Below are 23,340 nucleotides of genomic sequence, written 5' to 3' on the forward strand. Positions count from 1 at the left end.
CGCCTGGCGCGTTAATGCGTAAAATTTGAATCAATTGCAGTTGTTTCAAATTTTACGCGAATTTTATTCAAGTATAGATCGAATTCGCCGCGTCTTTTACTTGTATTCGCGTCAAATGTACTTGGCTGACTTAGCGGCGGCGCAAATCCTTTGTGCGAAACATGGTCCCAACAAGAAACGGGGGCCACAATGTTGTTCAGGGGACAGGGGAAGGGATTGGCGGTTGCCGCCATCCTGCTGGGGATGAGCGTCTCTACGAGTTATCAGGCGAAAGCCGGTGACGCGCTCTATGCCAGCCTTGGCGATACCACGCGTTCGCCGATCGGCTGGGTTGAATTCTGCGCCGAGAATCCCGGCGACTGCCGCGGCGGCGCATCACAGCCGCGGGACATCGTGCTGTCGCAGACGGCATGGCGAGATTTGCTGAGAGTCAACAAGTGGGTCAACGAGACCATCAAGCCGATCACCGACATGGATCATTGGGGTGTGATCGAGAAATGGTCGTTGCCGACAGACGGCTACGGCGACTGCGAGGACTACGTGCTGTTGAAGCGCAAGATGCTGATCGACGCCGGCTGGCCGCGCGAGGCGCTGCTGATCACGGTGGTGCGCGACAAAAAGGGCGAAGGCCACGCGGTGCTCACGGTCAAAACCGACAAGGGCGAATTCGTGCTCGACAACCAGAACGAAAACGTCCTCGCCTGGACGGAGACTGGCTACCGCTTCGTCAAGCGTCAGTCGCAGAGCGACCCTAATCTGTGGGTGTCGCTCGGTGATAACCGCCCCGCGGTCGCCACCGCCAGTTCTCGCGATCGCTAACGAAACAGGAATTTTACGAACCCGCGACCCGGTCACATCCCCACCCCTCCCCGTCCCAGACCGGTTCGCGCGCGGCCAGGCTTCCCCCAAAGCCTGGCCGCAACTTTTTTGTGACAAAGCCCAGCCGGCGTGCGGACAGATAGACCGGGTGCGTTGCGCTGATCTAGTCTTCCGGCAGCCAGAACTCGAGCATGCGTTTGGTTTCGCCGGTCCTTCGACGCCGTTGCCAATTCGGGTTGCGCGAGAGGAATTGAAACGGGTCCCTGTGCTCTCTTGCGGCCTCTTCGAGATAGGCCCGCCAGCGATAGTGACTGTAGGTCTGCATCGCGTTGATCGAATAGTGCATCGCGATCTCGCGATGACCGCGAATGACCAGAAAATTCTCATCGTTCTTGCCGCTCGCAGACTTCGAGAAATTATGCGATCCCGTGATCACGATGGGATCGTCGCCGAACGGGTCGATCACAATCATCTTTGAATGCGTAATGGCGTGGCCGATATGCGCCCGGAAATCTGTCGCCGTGCCCTCCACCGCCCATTCTCCAACCGTCTTGCGCACCCCTGTTGCCTGCGCGGAATCGAGGAAGAAATCCTCCGGGTTCTGTTTCAGCAATTTGAACTCCTCGGCGCCCGTGCTGGTGAACTGCGTCGCCACACCGCGCACGTACAGGTTCTTTTCCTCCTGCATCCTGAGCAGCGTGCGCACAGGCTCGTTGCCGGGCTGGAACATCACGAAGAGCACGCCTTGCTTCGCGTTCTTCACGAGATCGACGAGTTCCTCGATATCGACCTCGCCGCTCATCTTGGAGAACCAGCTGTCGATTGTGGCGTCGCCGAGCGGGATCCCTCGCTTCGGCCGGTTATTCGAGGCGAGCAGTTCCTCGGACACGACATCGCCCGCTTCGGCCAGCAGCTTGAACTGAGCCTCAAATCGTTCTGCCAGTTCGTCATGAACCAGCATGATCCCGTTGTTGAGCTGAGTACAGAGGCCGGTCGGCGTCCAATTGGTGCTGCCCGTCCACACCTTTTCCGGCTTGAATCCGCCCGCGGCCCGGCGCCCCACAACCACGAACTTGTTGTGCGCCAAGGCCCTCGGTGCGAGGAAACGATCGTGAACCACGACGCCAGCGTCGTTCAGCCGCGTCCGGGCTTCTTCATTTTCGTCCTCTCCTTGCACTTCAACGCTGCCGTTAGCCAGCACGATATGCGCGCGCTCGCCTATTGCGACGAGACCGTCCACCAGTTCCTCGTCGCTCAGTTCGTATAGCGCTGCATGGAGCTCAAGCCCATCGTCGTCGGCCACTTCGGCCATCATCTGCAGCATGGTCTCGCGCAGTGTTCCGCCGAGGAAGGATCGAGCTTCGCGGTCAACCTGCTCGCTGACAACGACGGCCGTCTCTTTCAGCTCCGCGAGGGTGATGCCCTTGCGCTTCATGTAGCGCGCCATGAACTGCGACAGCACGTATCCGCGATTGAAGTGCACGCTGACGCCGTCGCCGCAGTCCGCGCCAAGTGTCAGCGTTCTGGACCATTCACTCGACGGCCCGTCATGCAGCTTGCCATCGGCATCCACCACCCTAGCGACTACGCGATACGCGATCACATCGCCGAGATCGGTCGCGTGATCGGTCCAGTCATAGCGTTGAAACGGCCAGATCTGCGAAGAGCGCGAAGTGAGCTGATTGCCGTCGCCGTCAACTTCCACGTCATCCTCGAAGCCGACGCGGTTCGACAGATATTTGGGCTCCGCGTCACCGCGCCGGCATTCGATGGCGAACCCCAGGCATCCGGGAATGTCATCCGCGTGTGTCCAGACAAGATGCGCATCGTCGGCGTTCGAAAACACTTTGAGATTGATTTCCGACATTCGAACCCCCGCATTGAAGCAGATTGACGTTGAAGGAATTCTTTCCAAACCTCGCGCAGGACGAAAGTTGCTCTATCATGTATCACATCTTTTACGTGTACTTAATATGAAACGGCGACCCTGTTGCTCTGTCGGGGCTCTACGCGCCGCAGGTCCGTAGCGTCTCGGCTTTTCCGCTGCCCGGCCGACGTGCGATGATGGCCGGCCTCCTCGGGAGAACGCACCTTGGCCGACACTGAGATCGACGCCATCCGTGAATTGCTGGGCTCGAAACCGCGACCGGTCGGATGGTCGGAGCGGCGCCAGCGGCTCGACGAAGTCGGATCGACCTGGCCGGTCGCATCCGATGTGAAATGTGACGCCGTCGATTGCGACGGCGTCCCCGGCGAGTGGTCGCTTGTATCAGGCAGCGACGCGTCGCGCGTGCTGCTGTATTTTCACGGCGGCGGTTATTGCTCCGGTTCGATCCAGAGCCATCGCCGGATGGTGACGGAAGCCGGCCGCGCGGCGCAGTCGCGCTCGCTCGCGATCGATTACCGCCGCGCGCCCGAGCACCCCTACCCGGCCGCCCACGAGGACGCGCTGACGGCGTGGCGCTTCCTGCGCAAGCAAGGCATACCGGCGGCAAACATCGCCGTCGGCGGCGACAGTGCCGGCGGTAATCTCGCGCTCGGGCTGATCGGCCGGTTGCGTGCGGAAGGCGAGCAGCTGCCCGGCTGCGCCTGGCTGGTCTCGCCCTGGACCGACCTGACGATGTCGGGCACCACGCTCGACACCAAGGATGCGACGGACCCGCTGATCCACCGGGCCTATCTCGCCGAACTCGCGGACGCCTATGCGCCGTTGCCGCTCGATCGCCGGGAACCGCTGATCTCGCCGTTATTTGCGGATCTCGCCGGCTTTCCGCCGCTCCTGATCCAGGTCGGCTCGGCCGAAACGCTGCTGGCGGACGCCACACGGCTGGCGGCCGCCGCCGGATCTGATAACGTCGAGGTGAGCCTCGAAATCTGGCCGCACATGATCCACGCGTGGCCGGTCTGGAATGCGAGATTGGAAGATGGCCGCCGCGCATTGGCGAAGGCGGGGCAATTTGTCCGCGCGCATCTGCAAAGACCGCCGTAGAGCGTGTGCAGGCCGCGCAGGCCGCCCAAGGCCATTCTGCAGCGCAAAAGCCCGGGATTATTGATGTTTTACCCGGAATCCCGCCTCGACTGGGTGAATCCCTGGTTTCGGCGCAGCCAAGCCTGTGGTAATCGAGGGCATTGAAATTACGTCCGGATTTAGAGTCTCATGATCGAACCCGCCCCCCGGAATACCAGTGCGCTTGCGCGCATCAGTGGCCAGCCGATCGCAATCGGCGCTGCGGCACTCGTCATTGTCGTGCTGGGAATAGGTTCAATCACGCTGTGGCGGGCCTATACCGGCACCGCGCCCGAAACCGACCGCGTCGTCGCGGTCAGGCAATTGCAGGCGCGTACCGCGCAGGCGTCCGAACAGCTGGTCGAGAAAACCAAGGGCATCGAAGCCACCCAGCAGGAATCGATCGATCAGCTCCAAGTGGTCCAGGATCAATTACTGACGGTGCGCCGCCTGCTCGCCGCGCAGCAGGCCGATACCAGAAAGCTCTCCGAACAGGTCGGGACCCTGACCGAATCGATCGACGGCTTGCGGCAATCGTTCGCGAGCGCGCAGGCGGCCGAACCGGCCGCCCCGCCCTCTGCCCGCAAACGGTCGGTCAGGAAATCCAACGCGGCAAAGCCGCGCGCCAGCAAGAGCGCCAAACTCAAGCGCGGCAGGTCGAACGGCTGACGCCCGCCCCGGGCCGCGGTCCGGGACCGTCCCTCAAAGCCAGAGGAACGGACTGAGCGCCTTCGCGATACTACCGTGATCGCCGGTGCCCTTTGCGTGGCTGATCGTGACGCGTTCAGCCCAGTCCGCCGTGCCCGGCTGCAGGCCGGCGGCAGCTCTCCACCAGATGCCACCAAAAATCCGCCTTCCTGCCAATTTTGTGTTCCGAGTGTGAACTGCTTCACATATGGCCGCGGGAATCTCCTGCATGCTGCAGTTCACCGGATGGCGTGAGCCGATTTCAATATCCGGGGCTGGCAAGGTCGTTGACGGTATACTGCGTCGACGGCCTTGTTTTTTGGCCCCCATTCATCCCTCGCCCCGGCGCTTCCGAAATCCCGATCAGATTTAACTCGCAGGCAGGTGATTTGCCTTTGGCCGGCATTGTTTGCTGAATGCGGCTCTCTTGAGCCCGTGCGATCCTGATACATGAGGACCGCACTCTACTCGTTTGTTTTTGATGCGTTTTCGGCGCAGATAAGTCTACGCAATCTGCGTAAACTTGATCGCTATGCGGCCCTTGCGCCGGAAGACGCCATGCAAGGAGCCTCCCCAATGAGCGCCGAACCCCTGCCGACCGCCGATGTCATCGGACTGACGAAAATCGCGCCGTTTTCCCGCCGCAGCTTCATGACCGCGACGGCCGCCGTCACGGCCGGCTATACGCTGGCCGCCGGGCCGGTGCGGGCCGACGTTATCAAGACCGACACCAACGGCCTTAACGCCGGCGATGCCCGGATCAAGGTGACCGACGGTGAGATGCCCGGCTATTTCGCCCGTCCCGAAGGCGCCGCCAATCCGCCGGTCGTGCTGGTAGCGATGGAGATTTTCGGGCTGCATGAATACATCAAGGACGTGACGCGGCGCCTCGCCAAGCTCGGCGTGTTTGCGGTGGCGCCGGATTATTATTTCCGCAAGGGCACCGATCTCACCAAGGTCACCGACATCCCGCAACTGCTGCCGATCGTGAATTCGAAACCGGACGCCGAATTGCTGTCCGACCTCGACAGCACGGTGGCGTGGGCGAAGTCGCAGGGCGGCGATACTTCGCGGCTCGGCATCATCGGGTTCTGCCGCGGCGGGCGGACGGTTTGGGAATATGCCGCCCATAGTCCCACGCTGAAGGCAGGTGCCGCGTTCTAAGGGCCGCCGGTCGATCCGCCGAACCCGCTCTGGCCGAAGAGCCCGACGCAGCTCGCGCCCGAGATGAAGGCGCCGGTGCTGGGGCTCTATGGTGAAGCCGATAGCGGCATTCCCGTCGCCGCCGTGGGAGCCCTGAAAGCCGCCCTGGCGGCGAACAAGAAGACCGCCGAGTTCAAGATTTATCCGGGCGCCCCGCATGGCTTCCACGCCGACTATCGTGCCAGCTATCGCAAGGATGCGGCGGACGACGCGTGGGCGCAGATGCAGGCATGGTTCAAGAAATACGGCGTGCTGAGCTAAGAATAGCTACGGGCAAACCACAGGCGTGAAAAATGGCGCGCAGCCAACGGCTGCGCGCTATTTCAAGGGACGGCCTATCCGACGCGATCGCTGTTGCGATGCGGCCTGGATACCGTCTGCTCGATTTCCCAGAGTATCCAGACGACGGCCGCTCCCAGACTGACAACGATACCCAGGAGCACGAACGTCAAAGCCGGGACTGTGAGCATGTTCAGCATCCCTGATGTGATGCAAGCGACGTACCAGCAAACCAAACGCGGCCTCGGTGATTAAACACCGGGGCCGCCGAAATAATCCCGATAACCCGCCAGGCCGGGATTAGTTGCAAACCTGAACCGGCTGGAGGCGCCAGCCATAGGGGGTCAGCACGCGCTGCTGAACGACGTAGCAGCCGCCATCGCCGTAATCGTAGCCGTAATACGGGTAACCGTCATCATAGCCGTTGTAATAGCCGTACGGTCCGTAGAGCCCGTAGCCGAGGCCGGCGCCGACGACGGCTGCAGCGGCAAGGGGAAATCCACGATGACGGAAGCCGTGATGGTAGCCGCCGCGATAACCGGCAAAGTTGCCGCCGCGAAATCCAGCCGCTACGGGAAGCGCCGCCGCACGGAAACCACCGCCGATCGCTGCGGCGCGAAACCCTCCGCCGCCTATGCCAATCCCGCCGCCCCGGAAGCCGCCGCCGTGGAAACCACCGCCATGGAAGCCACCGCCGCGAAACCCTCCGCCGCCGAAGCCGCCGCGGGCCGAAGCTGTGTCCGGCACCAGCATGGCGAGCGATGCGGCCGCGACCAAGGCGATCATCGTTTTGCGTAACATCACACATTCTCCTGCTAAGGACTCGCCGCAAGCGAGTGGAAAACATTCTGCTTCCCACCACAAATCTAGGACGGGTTCTCAGCAATCGCGCTGCCTGTTTTCTCACTTCTGCGCGACTGGCAACGTGCAACGTTCTAGCAGCCCCGGCAGATGCTCTTCACCTTGCGGTCGATGGTCCTGTTTTCCTGTTGGATGGCGGCATCGACATCCGCGTGCGGTCGCTCCATCGACCCTGTGCCCGCAGCGCCGGTCGTGACCCCGGCCCCGGTGTTCACGGCCGGGCCCGACGATTGGGCGGTGCCGGCGCTGTTGGTGCCGGGCGCAGCGGGAAGCCTGGCCGCGTTGCCGCTCGGATCGTTGCCCGAATTGTTCAGACCTGCCGCGTTTGCCGGGCCGGGTGGCACGCCATGCATGGAGGTCGAGCCGGCGCCCGCCGATCCCGCATTGGGCGTACCGACCGCGCTGCTGCTTCCTGTCGTCGAGCCGCTCGCGGCGCCGCCGGCACTTGTGCCGCCAGCACTTCCGCTGCCGCCGCCTGCGTTTTGCGCCAACGAAATGGCAGGCACGGTCAGGATGGTGAGCGCGATCATTGCTGCAAATGCGGTTGGTTTGGTCATCGAGAACTCCTTTCTTGGTTCAACGACGGCGAAACAGGCTTGTTCCGGCCGGAACGATTTCGGGCGCGGACCATTATGCAAACGTATCCGCCACGTTGCCGGAGCCGAGGACGCTTGCGCAAACTGATCGCTTTCGACGACGACACGTTCGACAAGCTGACCCAGCTTGGACGCGACCGGATGGCGACGATTCAGGAACTGGCCGATGAAGCCTTTGCTGACGTTTTGAAGAAGCACGGCATCCCGATCGATCTCAAGGACGCACTTCGCAAGAGCGCAAAACTTTCCAGCGCCAAAACAGAAAAAATTGCAAAACAGAAGAAGTCAAAGGCCCGGAAGGCAACATCGTGACGACCGAGCCCGATCCGTTCGAGCAGGGTCAGCGCGCCGCGCGCGCGAACATTCCGGCTGAAGCAAATCCATATCAGGACGGCAGCGAACAGCACGCACTCTGGGCAGCCGGGCACGAACAGGTTGCCAGCGCGGCAGAGGTCAACGAATCCGAAGATACCTGACGCTGTGTTCAGCCGATCTTCTTCAAACCTTTTTTGAAGCGCGGCCCGTTGATGGCGTAGGACTTCGCCGCACGTCCCATCGCCGTCGCCTGCTCGGGCGAAAGCGTGCGGATCACGCGCGCGGGCGATCCGATGATCAGGGAATGCTCGGGAAATTCCTTGCCCTCGGTGATAACGGATCCCGCGCCGACGACGCTGCCACGGCCGATCTTCGCGCCGTTCATCACGATCGAGCCCATCCCGACCAGCGCGCCATCCTCGAGCGTGCAGCCGTGCAGGATGACGTTGTGGCCGACGGTGCAGTTTTTCCCGATCGTCAGCGGAAAGCCGGGGTCGGTGTGGCAGGTCGAATTGTCCTGCACGTTGGAGCCTTCGCCGATCTCGATCCACTCATTGTCGCCGCGGAGCACCGCGCCGAACCACACGCTGGCCCCATTCTTCAGACGCACCTTGCCGATGACGGTGGCGGTATCGGCGATGAAATAGTTTCCGTCCGCGGGAAGATCGGGCCCCTGCCCGTCAAGTTCGTAGATCGCCATGATGATCAGGTCTCCGTTTGTGGAGACCTTGGCACAGCCGCCAGCGCATGATCAAGCAAGCGGCCGGATACGCCTCAGGCGAGCAGGCTTTAGGCGAACAGGCTTTAAGCGAACAGACTTTAAGCGAACAGACCTGCGGCCCGCAGCGTCATCAGGAAGAACGTGCCGGACATCAGGCTCCAGAAACCGGCGAGCACGGTCGCCATCATCACGAATTCGAAGCGGCGGCGCTCGATCCTGGCGCCGCGCAGCGTATTGCGCATGATGATGAAGGGGGCAGCAAAAACCAGGAACGGAACCGCGGCGAACGTCTTCGGCGCCACGCCATCCCCGAGTAGCCCGAAACCGGCGGGCCGCGCCGCCATGGCCTGGTAGCCGCAGGTCAACGCGCCGGCGAGCGCAAAACCGATGCAAAGGGAAAACAGGGAATTCAACGCATCGGGCGACATGGAACACATCCGCTACAGAGCAAACCGCGCCCTGCTTTCGCAAAATCGGGGACCCGCCGCCACAGCATCCTTAAGGAAAGGTTAACAGCGGGCGGCCGCAGCCCCGTTTGCGCATGGCTCGCGCTTGCCCGATGCCGGTGAGATCATACGGAAATCCCGCCGCCCGTGGCATATTCGCCGGGTGATTCGGCCTCCGCCTCGAACTCGACCGATACTTCTTTCATGACATTGCTTTCGACGGCCCAGCACATCGCCCGCGACACGCGAAAAGACCCGCGCTCGCACATGGTCCTGATCGTGGTGGCGGCGACCATCACCGCCGGCGCAATCGGGCTCGTGGCCTATCTCCTGTGGCCGACCTGGGGCAATGGTGCAGCCAACGCGCCGTCGCGATTACCGGTCAGCGTGGGCGGTACCCTCTTTAACGTGCCGACGTCGGCGATCCGCAGGAAAATCCAGCGCCATTCCGGTCCACAGGAACGCGTCGATCTCAACTTCACATTCCCTTCGCTCGAAGCGCCCGAGTTGCCCCGGCACATGAGCGCCGATACGGTCGAAGAAAAGGTGCAGCCGATCGACCGGATCTTCCTGTCGATCTCGGCGCACCACGACACACTGGCGCCCGACGTCCGGGTCCGCACCATCTATCCGCGCTATCTGGAGCAGGCCGCAACGCCGATCGACGACGAACTGGCGATGCGCGCGTTTCGCGACGGCTCGCCCTATGCCAACGAAGATCTGTTCACCGCCAGCGCGCCAGGCCTCAACGCGCGCTGCACGCGCGACGGGGTGACGCCCGGAATGTGCCTGAGCGAGCGCCGTGTCGACGGCGCCGACCTGACATTCAGATTTCCGCGGAGCTGGCTATCGCAATGGCGCGACGTCGCCAATGCGATGAACCGTTTGACAGCGCAATTGCACGGGCCGCAAAAATAGCGGCGCAGACGCGCGTTACGCCTCAGCCCTGATCGACCAGGTCTTCCTCGAGGATCGCCATCTGGAACTGAAAGGAACGATCGTCGTCTTCGTCGTCGACGAACAGGACGCCGATGAACTCCTCACCGATATAGACCTCGGCGGAATCATCCTTTTTCGGGCGCGGCACCACGCGAATTTTCTGGTTGCCGAATACGCGCTTGAGATAGGCGTCGAGCTTCCTGACTTCCTGAACGTCCACGGCGGTCTCCAATCGGATATTATCGGGTTTCCGGGGAGTATTAGGCCGAGACGGCGCAGACCGCCAGCCGTATCTTCACGAGATCGACAGGTCAGAAAGTCCTTGAAAATCAGATCCCGATCGCGTTGAGCATCTGGTCCATGGTGCGCGATGGCTCGGCGCAGCCGGCTTCGCCAACGATCTTGGCCGGAACACCCGCCACGGTGACGTTATGCGGCACCGGCTTGACCACCACCGAGCCTGCGGCGATGCGCGCGCAGTGACCGATCTCGATATTGCCGAGAATTTTCGCGCCGGCCCCGATCAGCACGCCGTGGCGAATCTTGGGATGGCGATCCTCGTTCTCCTTGCCGGTGCCGCCGAGCGTGACACCGTGCAGGATCGAAACGTCATCCTCGATGACAGCCGTCTCACCGCAGACGAAACCGGTCGCATGATCGAGGAAGATTCCGCGGCCGATGGTCGCCGCCGGGTTGATGTCGGTCTGGAACACCGCGGACGCCCGGCTCTGCAGGTAGTAGGCGAAATCCTTGCGCCCTCGCTTGTACAGCCAGTGCGCCAGTCGATGGGTCTGCAGGGCGTGGAAGCCCTTGAAGTAAAGCAAGGGATCGATGAAGCGCGACGTTGCAGGATCGCGGTCATAGACCGCGACCAGATCGGCGCGGAACGCATTGCCGAGATCGGGCTCGTCGCGCAGCGCCTCGTCATAGGTCTGGCGGATCAGATCGCCCGACAGCGCCGAATGATCGAGCCGCTCGGCCAGGCGGTGGATCACCGCATCTTCCAGCCGCTCGTGATGCAGCACGGTCGAGTAGATGAAGGACGCCAGTTCCGGCTCGCGGCGAACGATGTCTTCCGCCTCGTTCCGCACGCGATCCCAGATCGGATCGAGCGCGGTCAGCTTCGAACCCTGCGGACTGACCTGATGCACTGCCATGGGTTTCTCTCGGGTTTCTCTCGGGTTTCTCTCGGGTTTCTCGGCTTGTTTCGCCCGGCCTTATAGCACGGCGGACGGATGGCTGTCCCGGGGCGGGCGCCGGCAGAGTAACCCCCCGCCGAACGCCCCAGGATCGGTCAGGGTCAGTTCAAGGTGGTTGGCGATTTCAGGAAATCAAGCCGGGTAAGGTCCGACTATTGGTGAATTTCGGCCCCCCGGCCATTCCGGGCAAGCTGGCCGAAATTGGGGGGAAACCACATCAACACGCAGATTTTGCGCGCGCGGACCGCCGACTCACGGCTGGTCTGGATCGCCGCCATCGCCATCCCCCTGATGTTGCTCGCCCCTGCCCTGTGGAACGGCTATCCGCTGCTCCAATGGGATACCGGCGGCTATCTGGCACGCTGGTATGAAGGCTACCTCGTGCCAAGCCGCTCCACGGTGTTCGGCCTCTATCTGCATTTCGGCGAAGACTCCGCGTTCTGGATCAATCTCGGAATCCAGGCGCTGGCAACGCTGTGGATCCTGCAGCTGACGCTGCGCGCATTCGAAATCGCCCAACCCTTGCGGCTGCTCGCAATGAGCCTGGTGCTGGCCCTGGCCACCGCGCTGCCGTGGCTCGCGAGTACGCTTCTGACCGACCTCTACGCCGGCCTGTCGGTGCTGTCGCTCTTCATCCTGGTCGCGCTGGGCGAGCGGACCTCGACAATCGAAAAATGTTCGCTGTTCGCGCTGACGGCGTTCGCCGCGGCTTCGCACAGCGCCACGCTGGCAGTGCTGCTCGGGCTGTGTTGTGTGGGGTGGATCGTGCGTCCGTTTTCGCGCGGACGGATTGCAGTTTCCGGACTGATGCTGGGCAGCCTCACCCTCGTCGCCGGCGCGGCGATGCTGCTGGCGGCGAATTTCGCACTGTCTGGGAAAGTGGCGTGGACGCCCGGCGGCTACGGCGTCGCCTTCGGACGCATGCTGCAGGACGGCATCGTCGCGCGTTACCTGAAGGAGCATTGCCCGCAGCAAAAGTTGAAGCTCTGTCCCTATCGCGACCAGTTGCCTGCAACGGCCGATCAATTTCTGTGGGGCAACAGCATGTTCAACACGCTTGGCCGCTTCAAGGGCCTGGGCGACGAAATGAGCTTCATCGTGCTGCGTTCGCTGGCCGAATATCCGGCACGGCAGCTCGAGGCGGCGATCGCCGGAACCGCGCGGCAACTGGTCCATGTCGCGACCGGCGAAGGCACCAATGAATGGATCGGCCACACCTACGGAATCATCGAGCGTTATATCCCAACGCAGGTCAAGGCGATGCGCGCGGCGAACCAGCAGCGCTGGCGGCTCGACTTCGCCGCCATCAACCGTCTCCACGTTCCGGTGGCGCTTGTCTCGATGCTGCTGGCCGTAATCGTGTTCGCTCGCGGCCTGTGGCGGCGGCCGTTCGATGATCTCACGCTCCTCGCGGGAACCGTTACATTGGCCGTGCTCGGCAACGCCTTCATCTGCGCCGTGATATCAGGCCCGCATGACCGCTATGGCGCGCGCATGGCGTGGGTCGCGACCTTCGTGGTGCTGATCGCGGCGGCGCGGCAATTTTTCGCCGAGGACGGAGCGCGCGAACGTTCAGCCTCGCCGTGAGAGAAAGTCGATGACGCCGGCCTTGTAGACCTTGTCGCCGACCGCGCGCATGTGATCGCGGTTCGGAATATCCAGCACCTCGGCGTCCGGAATGATTTCGCCCAGCGCCTGCGCCGAGCCTGCGATTTCGTCTGACGTGCCGACCGCGATCAGCACGGGCACATGGATAGCGGCGGCTTCATCCCGCGTCATCAGGCGCCGCGAGCCGCGCAGGCAGGCCGCCAGCGCGCGGCGGTCGGAACGGGTCTGGTCGGCAAAAGCGCGAAACGTCCGCCCGACCGGATCGGTGACGTCTTCCAGCGACGGCGCCTCGAGTGCGAGGGCTACGTTTTCGCCGGGGCCACCGCCCGTGATCATCCCGATCCCGATGCCGCCCAGGATGGCCGAGCGCAGCCGCTGCGGCTGGCCCAGCGCCATCACCGCCGTCATCCGCGATCCCAGTGAATAGCCCATCACGTCGGCCCGCTCGATTCCCAAATGATCCAGCAGCGCGATGACGTCGCCGGCCATGATCGCGATCTCGTACTGCGCGGCGTCGTAAAGCTTGCCGGAATCGCCATGCCCGCGATTGTCGAGCGCGATCACGCGGCGCCCGGCTTTCTTCAGTTCGGACACCCAGGTCGGATAGACCCAGTTCACGTTCTTGCTCGAGGCAAAGCCGTGTACGAGAACGATCGGATCGCCCTCGCCTTCGTCGAGATAGGCAATTTCGATATCGCCGTTGTGAAAACTCGGCATCGCTAGTTCCATTTTTGGGGGAGTTCAAAATGCGCGATCGAAAAACGATCGCAAGGTTATAGCGTTTTCAAGCGAAGTGGACACCGGTTCGCGTGAAGAAAACGCGTCAAGACAAAACTAGCCGCAGGTGGCGGCGCCCGCCAGAGCCGGGCCGGGAAGCAACGCCGCAGCCGCCGCCTGCTCACGCTGCCGCCTCGCCTTCTTGCGGCGCAGATACGCCATGGTGGCGCGCTCGGTGATCGCCTTGATCGACGACAAGAAGCCGAACATCGCCAGCAGTGCACTGAATACCCACAGCGACAGATTGAATGCGCCGGCCGCCAGCAGCAGGGCGCCGCGGCCGAGCAGTTTCAGGATCGCCCGGGTCTGGCCACCCTTGGATTCCGCGAGCCGGGCGGCGCGCGCGATATCCTTCGGGCCCTCGGCAATGCGCAGTGTGTCGAGCGCACCGCGCGTACCGGCCTTCTCTCCGATGCGGCCGACGTCCTTGGCCAGCCGAACCAGCGCACCGGCCTTCTCGGCGCGGAACGCCGCCTTGATCGCGTTGACGGTTGCGCCGGGCCGCAGCACCGAGCCGGAGGCGACGGCCTTCTGCAGCATCGGCCCATCGACGACCTCGCGCGCCGAGCGGCCGGCCCACAGCATCAGCCCCTCGCCCAGGCGCCCGACCTTGCGGGCATCCTTGACCATGGTCAGCCCGGCACGCACTGGTAGCGCGCCACCGACCGACACATAGGTCGCCGCCGTCACCGCCAGGCCCACCGTCGCAAGTCCCAGCACCAGATGATCGGTATCCTCGCCCATCGCCAGATGCTTGCTCTCGCGCACCACGTCGCGGATATCGCCGAACACGAAGAGATCACCGGCCAACGTGCCCGACAGGCTCGCGACATCCTCGGCGTTGCCGGTGACGAGACCGACCGCGAAACGTTTGGCAAAATGCGAGCTTGAGTTCGCGTCCGTGACGGCGTCGTTCACGCGCGTCGACAGCTCTTCGCTAATGGCGATGTTCTTGTCGCGCGCAAGTTCGGTAAAGCTACCGGCAAGATCGGCATCGCCTGCCGCCAGCGCGGCCTCGATATTTTCTGCAACCAGCGCCGGGTTGTTCCGCAGGACAGAATTGATCCTCAGATCGGCCAATTCGGACGGTTCGTCCTGCGCTGCCAGGATCGCAAAAGCGTCGCGCGCGTGTGGCCATAGCGCCGCACCCACGGCGATAGTTGCCGCCATGCCCGCCACCGCCAAACTGAGCCCTGCCCGCTTCATCCTGCAAAACCTGGGTTTTCGCTGCCCTCAACATAATGTGCCGCATTTGCGACACAACGTCCCCGACGAAAGAAGGGCTTCTCTGGGACGACAAGATTGTGTCGAATTTGCATGAGCAAATGTGCGGCGGCGACCTTCAAGAATCTGGGCTCTAGGAATCAACGGAACCCGTCAGTATGGTGCGCGGCATTTCGGGCCGCCGCATCGCGTTGGTTGCGTCCGTCCGTCATTGCTATCCAAGGTGAAACAAGATGTCCGATCATGTCGTCCCGCACTTTCACAACGACGCCGGCGTCTCGGTAATCGAGATCGGCTCGCAGGAATTCATGTGCGTGGGCGCCAATCCGCCGTTCGACCATCCGCATGTCTTCCTGGACCTCGGCAACGACAACGAGATCATCTGCCCCTATTGTTCGACGCTGTACCGGTTTGCCGCCGATCTCAAAGCCGGCGAAGCGCGCCCCCCGGAATGCGTGCTGAAAGACAAAGTCGCCTGACAGGTCCGCCGTGGCGGTTACGCGCACCATCGTTGTCGCTGGTGCCGGGATCGGAGGACTGACCGCGGCGCTGGCGCTCGCAAAGCAAGGCTTTCGCGTCGTCGTTCTGGAAAAGGCCGAGCGGCTGGAGGAAGCCGGCGCCGGCCTGCAGCTTTCGCCCAACGCCAGCCGCATCCTGGTTGAACTCGGTCTGCAGCCGCGGCTCGCAGCAAGCGCCGTGACACCCCAATCCATCAACATCATGAGTGCCCGGGGCGGCGGCGAGATCGCCCGCCTGCCGCTTGGTGAGGCCGCGAATTTTCGCGCCGGCGCACCCTATTGGGTGGTGCATCGCGCCGATCTGCAGGCGGCGCTGCAGGCCCAGGTCGACCACAGTCCCGACATCGAATTGCGGCTTGGCTGCCAGTTCGAGGACGTCACCGCGCACGCCAAGGGACTGACGGTCGTGGGGCGCCGCGGCAATGCGCGGCAACAGGAGCTGGCGGTGGCGCTGATTGGCGCCGACGGCATCTGGTCGGCGGTCCGGCATCATTTGTTCCCGGAGGTCCAGCCGCAATTCTCCGGTCTGATCGCCTGGCGCGGCACGCTCGATGCGACGGCGTTGCCGCGCGAATATACTTCGCCCCGGGTGCAACTCTGGATGGGACCAAGAGCGCATCTCGTCGCCTATCCGATCTCGGGCGGGCGGCGCATCAATGTCGTCGCCATCGTGCCGGGGACGTGGAACAGGCCGGGCTGGAGCGCACCGGGCGAGGCTAACGAAATCAAGGCGGCGTTCTCGCAGCAATGGCCGGCGACCGCGCGAATGCTGATCGGCGCCGTCGATGAATGGCGGCGATGGGCGCTGTTCACGGTGCCCGATATTGGCGGATGGAGTGACGGCGCGATCGCGCTGCTCGGCGATGCCGCGCACGCCATGCTGCCGTTCGCCGCGCAAGGCGCGGGAATGGCGATCGAGGACGCCGCGGTACTGGCGAAAGCCTTGAGCGAATGCGCCGGCGACAACACCGCCGGCATCCCGGCGGCCTTGAAGCGCTACGGACGGCTGCGGCGCGCCCGTGTGTTAAGGGTTCAGCGCGCCGCCCGGCGGTCGGGACAAATCTATCATCTGACCGGACCGTTGGCGCTCGCGCGCGATCTCGCCATCAAGTCGCTCGGTCCAAGGCGAATGCTGGCGCGACAGGACTGGATTTACGACTGGCGGGCGTGAACATCCGACGCGAGCGCATGGCGCGGGACAACTTCCGCAGGACGCGTCACCGCGACGATGGACGGGATCCCCTGACGCCTGCAGACGGCGCAGGCGGCGTCGCCGCCGCGCTCGCGGCAGGTTTGGATTCCGGCGGCGACTCCTGGCATTTGTTGCGCCGCCAGGCCTCCTCGGCGAATTTCGATTGTCCCTGGGTCGCAATGAGTTCGTTGCGATAGGCGAGCTCCGCCACCACTGACCCGCCGACGCCGGTTTCAGCCTTCACCATCAGGCCGTTCAGTTCCGCCTTGCGCGCAGCAATCCTGACGCGTTCCGTCTCGAGTTGCTTGCATTCGTAGAGGTCGTATTTGGCGGGATCGGCGAACGCCGTCGACATGTTGTCGCCCACGCTGGCACAGCTGGAGAGCCCTGCCCCGACCGCGAGCAGCGCCAACACGCCTGCGGCACGCGAAATTCGCCGGCGATGGGACGTGGATTCGGACATCGGACCTTCATAAGCCAACAACGTTGAGATTGCCTAAAGCAGGACCAGATGTCCGCATTGAGGCTTTGCGTCCGGCCCCGCGTTCCCTTAAGGAAAGGCGCGGTTTCGGGGGCGGATTATCCCATTTCCCCTTCGCCGGCAAACGCGCTAAGTACCTGATCTTCTGACTAAAGCGGACGTGGCGGAATTGGTAGACGCAAGGGACTTAAAATCCCTCGATGGCAACGTCGTGTGGGTTCGAGTCCCACCGCCCGCACCACGCTTCGCCCTGACGGGCTACGCGTGGCGCAGTCACGCTTAGGCCGTAAGGGCGAAGCGTGTCCGGCGTAGCTTGAGCGCAGCGAAAGCGAAGGCGGACTGGTGAGGCAAAGGGGACGCTTTGCCGAATGACGGCTTGGCAAGCCATGCCGGACCGTCGGGACGAAGCGTGGCGGGGGATTCAACTTTGCAGCAGACTAGTCTTTTCGAAATGCGCCGGCTGGAGATGCTGAGCAACACGATCTTCGGCGTTGCGATGACGCTGCTCGCTTACGACCTGCCGAAGGCCGCCAGTTTCGCGAGCGCACCGGCCTGGATCGACCTCGTTCGCGTCTACGCGCAACCGGTCATCGCGCTGACGATCAGCTTCGTGGTCGCCGGCCTGTTCTGGTTCAGCCATCACCGGCGGCTCGCCGTTGCGCCGGAAGCCAGCCGCGGCGTGGTATTTCTCAATCTGCTGTTTCTGCTGTCGATCATCATCCTGCCGGTGACGAACGGTCTGTATGGCAGTTATCGGCTCGACGGCGTGGTCGCCGTGATCTACGGGATTCATCTCGCCACGATCGCCACGCTGAACGGGTTGCTGTGGGTTATCGCCCTCAGGGGCCGCCGCGACATGCCATTACGGGTGACGGTGTTATTTCCGATCCTGGTGTTCGTGATCGGAACTGCCATCGCCACATTCTCCCCGAAGGTGGCGCAATTTATCTGGTGCCTGGCCTTTTTCTCGCCGATCGCAGGCTGGCTGACGGGACGACGCGCGAGCTAGCTTGCTTCTTTTCGTTCGCAGCTGCCGTTGTTCTCTTGAATATTCGCTGGGTCGCGCGGCCGCCCGGTGTCGCAATCATCGCGAGGAATATTCACTTGTCTCGCCGCGCCCCGAAAACGCTCTAGTTGGCACCGGTTGCCTTGAGCAATCTGCCCGCCTCGTCCGCAATCGCCCGCTCGACCTTCGCCTGAAACTCTTTCCGATCGACTCCCGGCGGAATCGGCGGCATATAGGACAGCGAAATGTTGCCGCTGTGAATCATCAGCGTCTTCTTGCCCCAGAACAATCCGGAATTATGCGCCGTCGGCAACACCGGGATATCGAGATTGGTGTACAGCGCGGCGATGCCGGCCGCATGGAATGTCATGGGCTCGTCGACCGCCTGGCGCGTGCCTTGCGGAAATATCAAGACCTTGCGGCCTTCGCCGGTCGCGGCCCTTGCTTCCGCGATCATCTGCTTGAGCGCCTGCCGCCCGGCTGACCGGTCGACCAGGATCATCGGATAGCGGTGAAGGAACCAGCCGACGACCGGGATATTGAGCAGTTCTTTCTTGGCGACGATGCTGGCATCGGGAAAAATCACGCAGAGCGCAACCGTCTCCCACAGCGATTGGTGATTGCAGGCGATGATGCAGGGGCCAATTGGAATGTTGTCGCGGCCTTGCTCCCTGTAATCCAGCCCCACCACGTATTTCAGCAGAAACACGATGCCGTGCGACCACAATTGGGACACCGCGCGAACCTTTGCGCTGCTCGCATCGAAAACCCACAACAGGGGTATCGCCGGCGACAGCACCAGCGTCCACAGCACCACCAACGCATCGAATGCGACCGATCTCAGATAATGCAACGATAATATCCCTTGAGGCTTCTGCGATTTGCCGGCCCCAAATACAGTACTTTTCGGCCCTTGCATAATTCCGGACGGGCCCAGACGACCGCCTGCCCCAAAGAAAAATCGTTTCGCCGTGGACCGGCCGGCATTGTCTATTTAGGATTGTCGCGTGCCCGCCCTGGAACAGATCACCATCTCCCCCCGCCTCACCTTCGACGCCCTCGTCGCGGGCGATGCAGCCGCGCCGCTGGTGTTGCTGCTGCATGGCTTTGCCGAATCGATGCATTGCTGGCGCGCCCAGGTCACGGCGCTCGGCGATATGGGCTACCGCGCGATTGCGCCGAGCCAGCGCGGTTACTCTCCGGGGGCGCGGCCTAACCCCCGCGAGTTCTCGCACTACCTGATCGACCGCCTGATCGACGATGCGCTGGCCATCGCCGCGGCCTCGGGCTATGGCGACGCGCGCTTTCACCTGGTCGGCCATGACTGGGGCGGCAGCATCGCCTGGGGATTGGCCGACCGTTGCCACGAGCGGCTGGCCTCGCTCACCATTCTTTCGCGGCCCCATCCGAACGCGTTCAATCGCGCGCTGCACATGTCCGACGGCGAACAGGCTAGTCGCTCGCGACACCACAAGGCGTTCCTCGAACCCGACGCCGCCGACATAGTGCTCGCCGACGACGCCAAATGGCTGCGCGATCGGCTCATTGCCAACGGCGTTCCCGCCGAAGCGATCGAACGGCATCTGGCCGTGCTCGGCAACAAGGACGCGATGGAAGCGGCGCTGGCCTGGTACCGCGCGCGCGGCGCGGTCCGCGGGCCGCTCGGTCCGATCCGTGTACCCACGCTCTACGTCTGGGGCGACGCCGACGACACCGTCGGCCGTGTCGCCGCCGAAGGCACCCGCGATTTCGTCGCCGCGCCCTATCAATTCGAAGTCCTGCCCGGCGTCGGGCATTTCGCGGCCGATCAGGCGCCGGAACGGGTCAGCGAGTTATTGCTGGCGCATATCGCAGCGCACCCGGATTGACGAAACCTGTTGCCCGCAAACCGGCCCGGGGTCCGCGCTCACCTTCGCAAATCCGGTCCCGCGCCATCAAGCGCTGGCGGCGAATTCCTGATGCCGGCCAGGCGCGGCGTCGAACAATGCCCTGGTATATTCGTGCTGGGGCGCGGCGAAGACCTCCGCCGTGGTGCCCTGTTCGACAATTACCCCGCGCTGCATGACCGCGATCCGGTCACAGACCTGGGCTGCGACCCGCAAATCGTGGGTGATGAACAGCACCGCCAGATTAAACTTTCGACGCACCTCGTCCAGGAGCTTCAGCACCTGATCCTGCACGGAGACGTCGAGCGCCGACACCGGCTCGTCGCCAATCAGCAATTCAGGCTCCATCGCCAGCGCCCGCGCAATGCAGATCCTTTGGCGCTGGCCGCCGGAGAACTGGTGCGGGAAGCGATCGATCGCGGCCGGCGGCAGGTGCACGATCGCCATCAGGTCGCGCGCACGCTGCAGCGCCTCCTTGCGGCTGACGCCAAAATTCATCGGCCCCTCGATGATCGCCTCACCGACCGTGCGGCGCGGATTGAGCGATCGATATGGATCCTGGAAGATGAACTGAACGCGCCGGCGCATCGGACGAAACTTCGCCTCCCGCATTGCCGCGATATCGATGCCGTCGATCTTGATGCCGCCGCCGGAGGTGTCGACCAGCCGCGCGACGCAACGCGCCACTGTCGACTTGCCTGAACCGGACTCGCCGACAATGCCGAGCGTTTCGCCGCGACGGATCGTCAGCGAGACGTCCTTGACCGCGGCCACGACGCGCGCCTTCGGATTGAACAGCGATCGCTTGCCATAAGTCTTGAAGAGATTCTCGGTCTGCAGGACCACCGGACCGGTCACCGGAGATCGCTTCGGCGGCGTCATGCTCGGCACTGCGCGCAGCAGCATCCTGGTATATTCCTCGCGCGGGGCCCGCAGCACTTCCTCGCAGGGGCCCTGCTCCACGATCCGGCCCATCTGCATCACCACGACGCGATCGGCGATCTCGGAAACGACGCCGAAATCGTGGGTGATGAACAGCACGCCGGTTTTCGTCCGCCCCTGCATTTCCCGTACGAGCTTGAGGATCTGAGCCTGCGTGGTGACGTCGAGCGCCGTGGTCGGCTCGTCGGCAATCAGCAGAGCGGGGTCGAGCACCAGCGCAGCCGCGATCATGATCCGCTGGCGTTGGCCGCCGGACAGCTGGTGCGGATAGGCGTCGATCATCTGTTCAGGGTCCGGCAGATGCACCGCGCGCATGATCTCAAGTACACGCGCGCGCTGCTCCTTCTGGTCGAGCCTGGTGTGGATCTCCAGCACTTCACGGATCTGGTCGCCGACCCGCTCGACCGGATTGAGCGCCGTCATCGGCTCCTGGAACACCATGGCCATGCGGGTGCCGCGGATCGCGCGCAGCTCCGAATCGGATTTTGTGAGGAGTTCATCGCCCTGCAGCCGGATCGAGCCGGACTCGACCCGCATCGCAGCTTTCGGCAACAGGCCCATCACGGCCTGCGCCGTCACCGACTTGCCGGAACCGGATTCGCCGACCACGCAGACGATCTCGTCGGTACCGACGGTGAGGTTGATACCCTGCACGGCGTGCGTCCGGTCGCCTCCCCTGATGGAGACGGAAAGATCGGAGACTTCGAGTACGGTATTGCTCACATCACACCCGCTTCGCCATCTTGGGATCGAGCGTATCGCGCAAGCCGTCGCCGAGAGTGTTGACGGCAAGGATCGTGAGCGCAAGGCACACCCCGGGATAGATGATATTGTGCGGATAAAGGCTGAAGACCTGACGGCCCTCGGCCATGATGTTGCCCCAGGTCGGCACCTCCGGTGGCACGCCGATGCCGAGGAACGACAGGATGGCCTCGATCAGAATGGCCGACGCGCAAATGAACGTGCCCTGCACGATCATGGGCGCGATCGTGTTGGGCAACACGTGCCGCCACAGCAGTTTCGGGGTGGAGGTGCCGAGCGTCACCGCCGCCTCGACATAGGGCTCCTCGCGCACACTGAGCACGATGGAGCGCACGAGCCGGACCACGCCCGGAATCTGCGGAACAGTGATGGCGATGATCACCGTCCACACGCTGGAACGGAACAGCGACACCATGGCGATCGCAAGCAGGATGGCCGGAATGGCCATCAACCCGTCCATGATCCGCATGATGACGGCGTCGAGCATGCGGAAGAAGCCGGCGAGCAGACCGATGAACAGGCCACAGGCGACGCTGATCAGCGCCACCGTGATGCCGACAAAGAGCGAGACGCGCGCGCCATAGACCACGCGACTGTAGACATCACGTCCCAAGCTGTCTGTGCCGAACTTGGTGATCATCTTGATGCGTTCGCCGGTGTCCGTCCGCATCGTGATTTCCGTGCCGGGCACCTTGTTGCGCGCAATCGGGCTGATCGCCGTCGGATCGATGGTTCCGAGCCAGGGCGCGAGCAGCCCCATCAGCAATACGATCGTGATGACGGCAGCGCCGAACACCACGCCCGGGTTGCGCAGCAATTTGCGATACGCGGCGGGCTTGACCGGGCTCGCCGGCAGCACGGGTTCGAGGATCGTCGCGTCGGCCATCAGTAGCGAATCCTGGGATCGAGAACGGTGTAGATCATGTCGACCGACAGGTTGATCATGACGTAGACGAATGAGAACAGCAGGATCACGGCCTGAATCGTCGGGTAGTCGCGCGCCAGCACCGCATCCACCGTGAGCCTGCCAAGGCCGGGGATCGTGAACACGCTCTCGGTAACGACGACGCCGCCGATCAGGAGCGCCACGCCAAGTCCGATCACCGTGACGATCGGAACGGCGGCATTGCGCAGCGCATGACGGAACAGCACCTTTCGCTCGGATTGTCCCTTGGCCCGCGCGGTGCGGATATAGTCTTCCGACAGCACTTCCAGCACGCTGGTGCGCGTCATGCGCGCGATCAGCGCGATATAGATCACCGACAAGGTCACCGACGGCAGGATCAGCCGCTGCACCCAGCCGCCGATCCCCTCCGAGATTCGCTGATAGCCCTGCACCGGCAGCCAGTTCAAATAGACCGCGAACAAATAGATCAGGAGGTAGCCGATCACGAACACGGGCACGGAAAAGCCGAGCACCGAAAAGCCCATGACGATGCGGTCGATCCACGAACCGTGCCGGTGCGCGGCCAGCACGCCGAGCGGAACAGCGACAAACACCGCAATCAGAATCGTGAACAAGGCGAGCGACAAAGTCGGCTCGATGCGTTCGGCAATCAGCGAGGCCACGGTCTTCTTGAAGAAGAAGCTTTCGCCGAAATTACCCGTCAGCACTCTGCCCGACCAGATCACGAACTGCTCGATCATCGGCCGGTCGAGGCCGAGCTGGCTGCGGATCTGCGCCACCTGTTCGGTGGTGGCATTGTCGCCGGCGATGACGGCCGCCGGGTCGGACGGGGTCAGACGCAGCATCAGGAAGATGAAGACCGCAACCACCAGCATCACGGGGATCGTGCCGAGCAATCGCCGGAAGAAGTAGCCATACATAGGTCGATCCCCGAAACCAAGCGGGCGGCGGTAAGCCGCCCGCTT

At 63.2% G+C, this 23,340-nt stretch carries 27 protein-coding genes, 1 tRNA gene and 1 pseudogene; 14 read left to right on the forward strand and 15 right to left on the reverse strand.

Annotated elements, in window-relative coordinates:
- Positions 1-189 precede the first annotated feature (189 nt).
- Complete coding sequence (locus JQ597_RS19450) at positions 190-819, forward strand: transglutaminase-like cysteine peptidase (RefSeq protein WP_212265841.1); 630 nt, start codon at positions 190-192, stop codon at positions 817-819.
- Between the two features lie 163 nt (positions 820-982).
- On the opposite strand, the gene JQ597_RS19455 is transcribed toward JQ597_RS19450, so the two are convergent.
- A complete protein-coding gene (locus JQ597_RS19455; RefSeq protein ID WP_212265842.1) occupies positions 983-2,281 on the reverse strand; it encodes a phospholipase D-like domain-containing protein in 1,299 nt (432 codons plus the stop codon).
- An 87-nt stretch (positions 2,282-2,368) separates the two neighbouring features.
- Here JQ597_RS19455 and JQ597_RS19460 point away from each other — a divergent pair, with 87 nt between their 5' ends.
- The 3 genes from JQ597_RS19460 (at position 2,369) to JQ597_RS19470 (ending at position 4,495) form a co-directional block, all read left to right on the forward strand.
- Positions 2,369-2,713 (forward strand): hypothetical protein, encoded by a 345-nt coding sequence (locus JQ597_RS19460; protein ID WP_212265843.1) that lies wholly within the window; start codon positions 2,369-2,371, stop codon positions 2,711-2,713.
- 198 nt (positions 2,714-2,911) lie between these two features.
- The gene (locus JQ597_RS19465) at positions 2,912-3,808 is read left to right on the forward strand and encodes an alpha/beta hydrolase (protein WP_212265844.1); all 897 of its coding nucleotides are present in this window, start codon (positions 2,912-2,914) and stop codon (positions 3,806-3,808) included.
- 168 nt (positions 3,809-3,976) lie between these two features.
- Positions 3,977-4,495, forward strand: coding sequence for a hypothetical protein (locus JQ597_RS19470; RefSeq protein WP_212265845.1), 519 nt, complete (start codon positions 3,977-3,979; stop codon positions 4,493-4,495).
- Between the two features lie 33 nt (positions 4,496-4,528).
- Here the strand turns inward: JQ597_RS19470 and JQ597_RS19475 are convergent, their stop codons facing one another.
- Positions 4,529-4,843, reverse strand: a complete 315-nt coding sequence (locus JQ597_RS19475; RefSeq protein WP_212265846.1) for a hypothetical protein — start codon at positions 4,841-4,843, stop codon at positions 4,529-4,531.
- 321 nt (positions 4,844-5,164) lie between these two features.
- Here JQ597_RS19475 and JQ597_RS19480 point away from each other — a divergent pair.
- A pseudogene (locus JQ597_RS19480) lies at positions 5,165-5,977 on the forward strand (dienelactone hydrolase family protein).
- Between the two features lie 318 nt (positions 5,978-6,295).
- Here the strand turns inward: JQ597_RS19480 and JQ597_RS19485 are convergent.
- A complete protein-coding gene (locus tag JQ597_RS19485) occupies positions 6,296-6,796 on the reverse strand; it encodes a hypothetical protein (protein WP_212265847.1) in 501 nt (166 codons plus the stop codon).
- A gap of 134 nt (positions 6,797-6,930) precedes the next feature.
- Positions 6,931-7,413 carry a hypothetical protein gene (locus tag JQ597_RS37690; RefSeq protein ID WP_249148030.1) on the reverse strand — a complete coding sequence of 161 codons (483 nt, stop codon included), beginning with the start codon at positions 7,411-7,413 and terminating at the stop codon, positions 6,931-6,933.
- A 114-nt stretch (positions 7,414-7,527) separates the two neighbouring features.
- Between JQ597_RS37690 and JQ597_RS19495 the strand changes: the two genes are divergently transcribed.
- A complete protein-coding gene (locus tag JQ597_RS19495; protein WP_212265959.1) occupies positions 7,528-7,764 on the forward strand; it encodes a hypothetical protein in 237 nt (78 codons plus the stop codon).
- A complete protein-coding gene (locus JQ597_RS19500) occupies positions 7,761-7,928 on the forward strand; it encodes a ribosome modulation factor (RefSeq protein ID WP_212265848.1) in 168 nt (55 codons plus the stop codon). The genes JQ597_RS19495 and JQ597_RS19500 overlap by 4 nt, the downstream gene beginning before the upstream one ends.
- Positions 7,929-7,936: 8 nt before the next feature.
- Here the strand turns inward: JQ597_RS19500 and JQ597_RS19505 are convergent, their stop codons facing one another.
- Both JQ597_RS19505 and JQ597_RS19510 read right to left on the reverse strand, forming a co-directional pair.
- Entirely contained in the window at positions 7,937-8,467 is a 531-nt protein-coding gene (locus JQ597_RS19505; protein WP_211996227.1) for a gamma carbonic anhydrase family protein, read from the reverse strand.
- A gap of 119 nt (positions 8,468-8,586) precedes the next feature.
- Positions 8,587-8,916 carry a DUF6949 family protein gene (locus tag JQ597_RS19510; protein WP_212265849.1) on the reverse strand — a complete coding sequence of 110 codons (330 nt, stop codon included), beginning with the start codon at positions 8,914-8,916 and terminating at the stop codon, positions 8,587-8,589.
- Between the two features lie 222 nt (positions 8,917-9,138).
- On the opposite strand from JQ597_RS19510, the gene JQ597_RS19515 reads away from it, so the two are divergent.
- Complete coding sequence (locus tag JQ597_RS19515; RefSeq protein ID WP_212265850.1) at positions 9,139-9,852, forward strand: hypothetical protein; 714 nt, start codon at positions 9,139-9,141, stop codon at positions 9,850-9,852.
- A 22-nt stretch (positions 9,853-9,874) separates the two neighbouring features.
- Here the strand turns inward: JQ597_RS19515 and JQ597_RS19520 are convergent, their stop codons facing one another.
- Entirely contained in the window at positions 9,875-10,093 is a 219-nt protein-coding gene (locus JQ597_RS19520) for a DUF3126 family protein (protein WP_192734033.1), read from the reverse strand.
- 109 nt (positions 10,094-10,202) lie between these two features.
- Positions 10,203-11,030, reverse strand: a complete 828-nt coding sequence (gene cysE, locus JQ597_RS19525; protein WP_212265851.1) for a serine O-acetyltransferase — start codon at positions 11,028-11,030, stop codon at positions 10,203-10,205.
- A gap of 243 nt (positions 11,031-11,273) precedes the next feature.
- On the opposite strand from cysE, the gene JQ597_RS19530 reads away from it, so the two are divergent.
- Positions 11,274-12,659: a hypothetical protein gene (locus JQ597_RS19530; protein WP_502754527.1), complete on the forward strand. Its 1,386-nt coding sequence runs from the start codon at positions 11,274-11,276 to the stop codon at positions 12,657-12,659.
- On the opposite strand, the gene JQ597_RS19535 is transcribed toward JQ597_RS19530, so the two are convergent.
- Positions 12,645-13,397, reverse strand: a complete 753-nt coding sequence (locus JQ597_RS19535) for an alpha/beta fold hydrolase (RefSeq protein WP_212265852.1) — start codon at positions 13,395-13,397, stop codon at positions 12,645-12,647. The two genes, JQ597_RS19530 and JQ597_RS19535, sit on opposite strands and share 15 nt — an antisense overlap.
- Before the next feature lie 117 nt (positions 13,398-13,514).
- Complete coding sequence (locus JQ597_RS19540) at positions 13,515-14,663, reverse strand: hypothetical protein (RefSeq protein ID WP_212265853.1); 1,149 nt, start codon at positions 14,661-14,663, stop codon at positions 13,515-13,517.
- A gap of 251 nt (positions 14,664-14,914) precedes the next feature.
- Between JQ597_RS19540 and JQ597_RS19545 the strand changes: the two genes are divergently transcribed.
- Together JQ597_RS19545 and JQ597_RS19550 are read left to right on the forward strand one after the other, a co-directional pair.
- Entirely contained in the window at positions 14,915-15,160 is a 246-nt protein-coding gene (locus JQ597_RS19545; protein WP_192734038.1) for a zinc-finger domain-containing protein, read from the forward strand.
- Between the two features lie 10 nt (positions 15,161-15,170).
- On the forward strand, positions 15,171-16,370 hold the full coding sequence (locus JQ597_RS19550) for an FAD-dependent monooxygenase (RefSeq protein WP_212265854.1): 1,200 nt from the start codon (positions 15,171-15,173) through the stop codon (positions 16,368-16,370).
- A gap of 46 nt (positions 16,371-16,416) precedes the next feature.
- Here the strand turns inward: JQ597_RS19550 and JQ597_RS19555 are convergent, their stop codons facing one another.
- Positions 16,417-16,854 (reverse strand): twin-arginine translocation pathway signal, encoded by a 438-nt coding sequence (locus JQ597_RS19555; protein ID WP_212265855.1) that lies wholly within the window; start codon positions 16,852-16,854, stop codon positions 16,417-16,419.
- A 172-nt stretch (positions 16,855-17,026) separates the two neighbouring features.
- On the opposite strand from JQ597_RS19555, the gene JQ597_RS19560 reads away from it, so the two are divergent.
- Both JQ597_RS19560 and JQ597_RS19565 read left to right on the forward strand, forming a co-directional pair.
- Positions 17,027-17,113 (forward strand) — tRNA-Leu (locus JQ597_RS19560).
- Positions 17,114-17,323: 210 nt separating this feature from the next.
- The gene (locus tag JQ597_RS19565; protein ID WP_212265961.1) at positions 17,324-17,881 is read left to right on the forward strand and encodes a TMEM175 family protein; all 558 of its coding nucleotides are present in this window, start codon (positions 17,324-17,326) and stop codon (positions 17,879-17,881) included.
- A gap of 121 nt (positions 17,882-18,002) precedes the next feature.
- On the opposite strand, the gene JQ597_RS19570 is transcribed toward JQ597_RS19565, so the two are convergent.
- Positions 18,003-18,731 (reverse strand): lysophospholipid acyltransferase family protein, encoded by a 729-nt coding sequence (locus tag JQ597_RS19570; protein WP_212265856.1) that lies wholly within the window; start codon positions 18,729-18,731, stop codon positions 18,003-18,005.
- 154 nt (positions 18,732-18,885) lie between these two features.
- On the opposite strand from JQ597_RS19570, the gene JQ597_RS19575 reads away from it, so the two are divergent.
- On the forward strand, positions 18,886-19,746 hold the full coding sequence (locus JQ597_RS19575) for an alpha/beta fold hydrolase (protein ID WP_212265857.1): 861 nt from the start codon (positions 18,886-18,888) through the stop codon (positions 19,744-19,746).
- Between the two features lie 66 nt (positions 19,747-19,812).
- On the opposite strand, the gene JQ597_RS19580 is transcribed toward JQ597_RS19575, so the two are convergent.
- From JQ597_RS19580 to JQ597_RS19590, 3 genes are read right to left on the reverse strand one after another with little or no spacing between them, the layout of a single operon-like run.
- On the reverse strand, positions 19,813-21,429 hold the full coding sequence (locus JQ597_RS19580; protein WP_212265858.1) for an ABC transporter ATP-binding protein: 1,617 nt from the start codon (positions 21,427-21,429) through the stop codon (positions 19,813-19,815).
- A 1-nt stretch (position 21,430) separates the two neighbouring features.
- A complete protein-coding gene (locus tag JQ597_RS19585; protein ID WP_212265859.1) occupies positions 21,431-22,354 on the reverse strand; it encodes an ABC transporter permease in 924 nt (307 codons plus the stop codon).
- Positions 22,354-23,295 (reverse strand): ABC transporter permease, encoded by a 942-nt coding sequence (locus JQ597_RS19590; protein ID WP_212265860.1) that lies wholly within the window; start codon positions 23,293-23,295, stop codon positions 22,354-22,356. The genes JQ597_RS19585 and JQ597_RS19590 overlap by 1 nt, the downstream gene beginning before the upstream one ends.
- Positions 23,296-23,340: the final 45 nt, after the last annotated feature.

The organism is Bradyrhizobium sp. AUGA SZCCT0177, from assembly GCF_018130125.1.
Taxonomy (GTDB): Bacteria; Pseudomonadota; Alphaproteobacteria; order Rhizobiales; family Xanthobacteraceae; genus Bradyrhizobium.

Excerpts from the sequence above, each read along its gene's own strand:
- JQ597_RS19515 (WP_212265850.1), top strand. The coding sequence starts at position 9,139 with ATGACATTGCTTTCGACGGCCCAGCACATCGCCCGCGACACGCGAAAA.
- cysE (WP_212265851.1), bottom strand. The coding sequence starts at position 11,030 with ATGGCAGTGCATCAGGTCAGTCCGCAGGGTTCGAAGCTGACCGCGCTC.
- JQ597_RS19450 (WP_212265841.1), top strand. The coding sequence starts at position 190 with ATGTTGTTCAGGGGACAGGGGAAGGGATTGGCGGTTGCCGCCATCCTG.
- JQ597_RS19545 (WP_192734038.1), top strand. The coding sequence starts at position 14,915 with ATGTCCGATCATGTCGTCCCGCACTTTCACAACGACGCCGGCGTCTCG.
- JQ597_RS19540 (WP_212265853.1), bottom strand. The coding sequence starts at position 14,663 with ATGAAGCGGGCAGGGCTCAGTTTGGCGGTGGCGGGCATGGCGGCAACT.
- JQ597_RS19510 (WP_212265849.1), bottom strand. The coding sequence starts at position 8,916 with ATGTCGCCCGATGCGTTGAATTCCCTGTTTTCCCTTTGCATCGGTTTT.
- JQ597_RS19535 (WP_212265852.1), bottom strand. The coding sequence starts at position 13,397 with ATGCCGAGTTTTCACAACGGCGATATCGAAATTGCCTATCTCGACGAA.
- JQ597_RS19565 (WP_212265961.1), top strand. The coding sequence starts at position 17,324 with ATGCGCCGGCTGGAGATGCTGAGCAACACGATCTTCGGCGTTGCGATG.
- JQ597_RS19470 (WP_212265845.1), top strand. The coding sequence starts at position 3,977 with ATGATCGAACCCGCCCCCCGGAATACCAGTGCGCTTGCGCGCATCAGT.
- JQ597_RS19555 (WP_212265855.1), bottom strand. The coding sequence starts at position 16,854 with ATGTCCGAATCCACGTCCCATCGCCGGCGAATTTCGCGTGCCGCAGGC.
- JQ597_RS19585 (WP_212265859.1), bottom strand. The coding sequence starts at position 22,354 with ATGGCCGACGCGACGATCCTCGAACCCGTGCTGCCGGCGAGCCCGGTC.
- JQ597_RS37690 (WP_249148030.1), bottom strand. The coding sequence starts at position 7,413 with ATGACCAAACCAACCGCATTTGCAGCAATGATCGCGCTCACCATCCTG.
- JQ597_RS19460 (WP_212265843.1), top strand. The coding sequence starts at position 2,369 with ATGCAGCTTGCCATCGGCATCCACCACCCTAGCGACTACGCGATACGC.
- JQ597_RS19505 (WP_211996227.1), bottom strand. The coding sequence starts at position 8,467 with ATGGCGATCTACGAACTTGACGGGCAGGGGCCCGATCTTCCCGCGGAC.
- JQ597_RS19485 (WP_212265847.1), bottom strand. The coding sequence starts at position 6,796 with ATGTTACGCAAAACGATGATCGCCTTGGTCGCGGCCGCATCGCTCGCC.
- JQ597_RS19475 (WP_212265846.1), bottom strand. The coding sequence starts at position 4,843 with ATGGGGGCCAAAAAACAAGGCCGTCGACGCAGTATACCGTCAACGACC.
- JQ597_RS19590 (WP_212265860.1), bottom strand. The coding sequence starts at position 23,295 with ATGTATGGCTACTTCTTCCGGCGATTGCTCGGCACGATCCCCGTGATG.